The organism is Candidatus Culexarchaeum yellowstonense (genome assembly GCF_024707025.1).
Classification (GTDB): domain Archaea; phylum Thermoproteota; class Methanomethylicia; order Culexarchaeales; family Culexarchaeaceae; genus Culexarchaeum.
In genome coordinates, this window is record NZ_JANGFQ010000184.1 from 1 (window position 1) to 3,310 (window position 3,310).

At 38.1% G+C, this 3,310-nt stretch carries 6 protein-coding genes; 5 read left to right on the forward strand and 1 reads right to left on the reverse strand.

Annotation, left to right across the window (positions count from 1 at the left end; translation table 11 throughout):
* Positions 1-202: hypothetical protein (locus MRT15_RS10730; protein ID WP_304330157.1), on the forward strand; the 202-nt coding region annotated here is incomplete at its 5' end.
* A 36-nt stretch (positions 203-238) separates the two neighbouring features.
* Here the strand turns inward: MRT15_RS10730 and MRT15_RS10735 are convergent.
* A complete protein-coding gene (locus tag MRT15_RS10735) occupies positions 239-814 on the reverse strand; it encodes a hypothetical protein (RefSeq protein WP_304330159.1) in 576 nt (191 codons plus the stop codon).
* 66 nt (positions 815-880) lie between these two features.
* Between MRT15_RS10735 and MRT15_RS10740 the strand changes: the two genes are divergently transcribed.
* From MRT15_RS10740 to MRT15_RS10755, 4 genes are all read left to right on the forward strand, one after another.
* The gene (locus tag MRT15_RS10740) at positions 881-1,285 is read left to right on the forward strand and encodes a hypothetical protein (protein ID WP_304330161.1); all 405 of its coding nucleotides are present in this window, start codon (positions 881-883) and stop codon (positions 1,283-1,285) included.
* Positions 1,285-2,331, forward strand: coding sequence for a carbohydrate kinase family protein (locus tag MRT15_RS10745; RefSeq protein ID WP_304330162.1), 1,047 nt, complete (start codon positions 1,285-1,287; stop codon positions 2,329-2,331). The genes MRT15_RS10740 and MRT15_RS10745 overlap by 1 nt, the downstream gene beginning before the upstream one ends.
* A gap of 117 nt (positions 2,332-2,448) precedes the next feature.
* Complete coding sequence (locus tag MRT15_RS10750) at positions 2,449-2,592, forward strand: chromatin protein Cren7 (RefSeq protein WP_304330164.1); 144 nt, start codon at positions 2,449-2,451, stop codon at positions 2,590-2,592.
* 86 nt (positions 2,593-2,678) lie between these two features.
* Positions 2,679-3,310: amidohydrolase (locus MRT15_RS10755; protein WP_304330165.1), on the forward strand; the 632-nt coding region annotated here is incomplete at its 3' end.

Sequence of the window (3,310 nt, forward strand, 5' to 3'; positions counted from 1 at the left end):
TGAATTGGTGGAAGATGCACTATCCTACCTTAGAACAAAGTATAGTGCAAAGGAGATAATACCAACAACCATAGAGGATAAAAGCTTCTCAGGATACACAATAGCGGCAATGGTTTGGGGGATGTCCGTAGAAGGTATAAAACCACCACTGAAAACTAAAAGACCATTAAGTGAAGAGATTAGGAAAATGTTCAAAATATAAACCAAATAAACCCATTTTTACATGTAAATTCTCCGTTTAAATGAATTCGGAGAGTAAACGTTTATCTGAAATTTTTGGGAGCTTACTTGAAGCATTAACAACCCCTGATGGGGAATAATCAACATATCCAAGGGAGATAAGCTTCTTTAAAACAGCTTCAGGATTTGATACCCCCATTTCAGATAAGTCTCTAAGAAACCTTATAACACCAACACTATGATACTTATTCAAATACTCCACAGACCTCTTCAAATCAGCATCCTTCATCCAATCCAAATCAATTCTCGCAACAGGTTTCTCCACAGAAGCCTCCGTGGTAGCAGGTTTCCCGGAAACCTCAACCTTTGTAGAGCTAACGCTCATGCTTGGTTTAGATGAAATAATCCTTGGAACTTGAAAACTGCAGAGTACATCTTCAACTTCCATAAACCCCTCCGGAGCTGAAATCTCACCACTCTTCAAAAGATCATTTAGAATAGCAGTTAAGGTGGCTAAACCTATACCTTCACCCTTAGCCCAAACCCTCAAATCATCAAATGAAATCTCACCAACACCCCTAATATAACTACGAACTTTATCCAATAGCATCTTATAATATCCGCCAATAGACAAAAACATCCCCCTAAACTCAAAGTAACTATTTATAGTATTCGAATATAAAGTTATATCTAGAGGGAAATGCCAAGAAGACTTGGTGAAAAGGAGAGGAAAACTGGATACATGTACTTCAACGTAGAAAACGTGAAAACAAACATGAGTTTAGATGAAATCCTAGAAATAATTTTCAGTAGAGGTGAAGAATACAGGAAGATAGCCAAAGAAATATTGGAGGGAATTAAGGAGATAGCAGTAAAGGAGGATAGAAAGACCATGACTATAAATTCAGAGGAGATGTCGAAGATTATAAATGAGAAGCTGGGATCTAGGAGGAAGAGCATGGCATATAGGGTATTATCAGAATTCCTAATACCCATGGGATTAATATCATATAGACGTGAAGATGGAACATACACACTATCACAAGACTTCAAAAATGCACTCATCAGAATAGGAACAGCATATGTAAGGTGGATGAAGAGGTAATGGAATTCGGGAAGGTAATAGATAAGATAATTGATAAGAGGGATAAATTCAATGTGGTAGCATTACACGACTACTTCATAGACCACTTCATATACATGGAAACAGACATAAACAATCTAATAGGGGAAATAGTTGAAACAGCTACACGTGGTGGAGGGAACATATTCAAGAATGTGCAGAGCATAATGAGGGGAGGATGCGCAGCAAACTTCTCAGCAGCCATAGCTAAACTAGGGGGGAAAGTGAAGCTTATAACATGTGCAAACAACGTTGGATTGGAGATACTTAAAAGGGATGCAATGGGAGTAGATTTAAGCCACGTAAAGATAGTTGAAGATCAAGCAATAACAGCAATAATAGAGAGCAAATACATGGGGAGACAAGTAAACATAATGATAAGCTATCCAGGCATACTATCCAAATTCAACCCCAAAATGCTCAATGAAAAGGATTGGGAAGCAATACTCAACAGCAATTTCACATGCATGTTCACATGGAACGTTAACAGATATGGAAATGAACTCATAGAGAGCGTTGCAAGAAAAGTAAAGGAGAATGGGAGGGGAAAAGTGTACATAGACTTGGGAGACCCAAGACATAGAATTGAAGATCTAAAGGAGTTAATGGGGAGGATTATAAGGGGGGATTTAATAGATGCCATAAGCCTAAACGAAAATGAACTAAACGTCATAGGGAAGATAATTCTCAATGATGAAAAGTATCATGAAAGCCCAGAGAAATTTATATCAGAGATTTCGAGGAAGGTTAACTTCAGATTAGACGTACACACACCAGAATACTCAGCAACATCAAAGAATGGGGAAACCATAATTGCACCATGCTTCAAAGTAAACGTGAAAAGAACCACTGGAGCTGGAGATGCATGGAATGCTGGAAACATAATGGGGTGGGGGGCTGAATTGGAAGATTATGAGAGACTAATAATAGCCAATGCAGTGGCAGCAATATACATATCAAAGGAGAGACCTGAACATCCAAACATACATGAACTCAAAGAATTCATAGAAAAAGCAAAAATCCAATGAACATTATTTAATATATCATAACCATATTTTAAAAAAATATTACATTAAACATAGAAAAATTTAAATTCATCATCAACATCATAAATAATGATAACATAAAAAGTGAAGGTGAAATCCATGGTTAAATGTAAGAAATGTGGAACCGAAGTTAGCACACCAATAAAGACTTGGGTACTAGCACCAAAGGGGAGAAGACCCGTAACAATGGGACTATACAAATGCCCAGCTTGCGGAGCATACTTCAGAGCTGGAGTAAAGTAGAAATAAACCAATAAACAAACCCATTTTTTTAAACCTCAAAATCGGAAACATAAGCTTTATAGAAACATTATATAATACGTGTATACATGAATGCAAAGGATATAGCATTAGAATGGATAGAAGAGAATAAGGGCAAAATAATATTTTTAAGCGACAAAATATGGGAGTATGCAGAATTAGGACTGGAAGAATATAATTCATCAAAGCTGCTAGCAGACACGTTGGAGGAATATGGATTCAAGGTTAAACGTGGCATTGCTGGTATGCCAACAGCTTTCGTAGCGGAGTGGGGAAGTGGAAAACCAGTAATAGGGATACTTGGAGAATATGATGCTCTAGCAGGACTATCGCAAAAGAGGGTTCCATGGAGAGAACCAATAATTGAGGGGGCTCCTGGTCATGGTTGTGGACACAACATATTCGGAGCAGCCACAGCTGCAGGAGCCATAGCGCTAAAAATAGCTATGGAGAAATGTAAAATGGAAGGAACTATAAAATACTTTGGATGCCCAGCAGAGGAAACATTGATAGGTAAAGTGTTCATGGCAAGGGAAGGGGTATTTGAAGGATTAGATTTCGCAATAAACTATCATCCATCATCATTCAACACCGTAAGCCTTGGATCCACAAACGCCATGAATTCCGCTAGATTTCATTTTTATGGTAGGGCTTCTCATGCTGGTGGTAGTCCTGAGGCTGGTAGGAGTGCTCTTGATGC

Coding starts and splice junctions, on each gene's coding strand:
- MRT15_RS10750 (WP_304330164.1), top strand. CDS start 2,449: ATGGTTAAATGTAAGAAATGTGGAACCGAAGTTAGCACACCAATAAAG.
- MRT15_RS10745 (WP_304330162.1), top strand. CDS start 1,285: ATGGAATTCGGGAAGGTAATAGATAAGATAATTGATAAGAGGGATAAA.
- MRT15_RS10740 (WP_304330161.1), top strand. CDS start 881: ATGCCAAGAAGACTTGGTGAAAAGGAGAGGAAAACTGGATACATGTAC.